Annotated in this window: 1 pseudogene; it reads left to right on the plus strand. The window is 63.4% G+C overall.

From position 1 onward, the window contains the following. Positions 1 to 359 precede the first annotated feature (359 nt). Positions 360 to 1,615 (plus strand): annotated as a pseudogene (locus ACWETB_RS23815) (IS3 family transposase); the annotation flags it as partial. Positions 1,616 to 1,711: the final 96 nt, after the last annotated feature.

Raw genomic sequence — 1,711 nt, forward strand, 5'->3', positions numbered from 1 at the left:
ACCGCCCCATCACGAAACTCCCGGTCGTACTTCTTCCGCTTCTCTGGCATCGTGCTCCTCATTATCGATGCCTCTACGGTTCGGGGGGAACCTCAACCCCCCACCAGTGGGGACTTTCTCATGGCCACGGACACCCCCGCATGCGCGGCGATCGTGCGCAGCCCCGGCGACGGTAACCCCACCGCCAGACCCAGCCACAACCGCAGGACTTCTCTGATCTCTTCCACAGCAACCTCCCGATAGCCCATGCCGCCGCCCCTTCCATGACTGCTCGTCACGGCCGAGTCAACGGGACCTGACCCCGGACCTTGGACACGTTGAATCCCGCAGTTCGCGGGGAGAAGCGAGATGATCAAGGTATGGCTCGGAGACACTATTCAGAGCAGTTTCGTCAGGACGCGGTGGACTTGTACGAGTCGACCCCCGGGGCCACGGTGCGCGGTATCGCCGCCGATCTTGGGGTCGAGCGCGGCACGTTGCGTCACTGGCTTGAGCGCTACGGCACCGGCCGCAAGACCGCTGCCGATGGCAGCGGGGCGGTCAGCCCGCTCAAGGCCCGCAACGGCGATGGGCCCGCTGTGGTGGGGCCAGAAAGCGCTGAGGCCAAGATCGCACGGTTGGAGAGGGAGAACGCGGCACTGCGTAGCGAGAAGCTCAAGCTGAGCACCGAACGGGAGATTTTGCGTCAGGCGGCCAAGTATTTCGCCGGGGAGACGAACTGGTGAGCCGCTTCCAGTTCGTCGCCGACCACCTCGACACCTACCCGGTCAAGTGGCTATGCGATCTCCTCGAGATCGCGTGTTCGTCGTTTTACGCCTGGCGCAAGGCGGCCCCGCGCCGGGCGGCTCGTGCGGAAGCTGATCATGTTTTGGCGCAACGTATTCGTGAGGTTCACGATGGTGACAGCACCTGTGGTGCACCGCGGATTACCGCGGAACTCAACGATGGGGTGGCGCTGGAGAACCGGGTCAATCACAAACGGGTGGCGCGGGTGATGCGCGCCCACGGCATTGTCGGTTATCGGCGGCGCCGTCGTGTGGTCACCACGATCCCTGAACCTGCCGATCGCATAGTCCCTGACCTGGTGGAACGCGATTTCACCGCGCCCGCCACGAACCGGGTGTATGTCGGCGATATCACGTATCTGCCGATCGCCGATGGCTCCAACCTGTACCTGGCTACGGTGATCGACTGCTACTCCCGACGGTTGACGGGGTGGGCGGTGGCCGATCATATGCGCACCGATCTCGTTGCCGATGCCTTGCAAGCGGCACAACAGACGCGAGGGTCGTTGTCGGGAGCGGTCTTTCACTCCGATCACGGCTCGGTCTACACCAGCAAGGCCTACGCCAACCTGTGCGCTGAACTCGGCGTGACCCAGTCCATGGGAGCGGTGGGCACCAGCGCCGACAATGCGATGGCCGAGTCGTTCAACGCCACGCTCAAACGCGAGGTCCTTCAAGATGAGCAGTCCTGGCCCGATGAGTTCACCTGCCGGCGTGAAGTCTTTGGGTGGCTCGTGCGTTACAACAACCGCCGAAGACACTCGTGGTGCGGGCACCAATCACCACTCACCTACGAAAACCGTTACGCTGCTACACTTCTACACGCAGCATTGTCAAGGGACATCGGGAAGTGCCCACAGGCGGACGTGGGAACTGCCCGTAGGCGGTCACGAGGGGGTGCCCGGTGGCGGACATGAATGTGCCCA

This window comes from Gordonia sp. NPDC003950 (assembly GCF_053605205.1).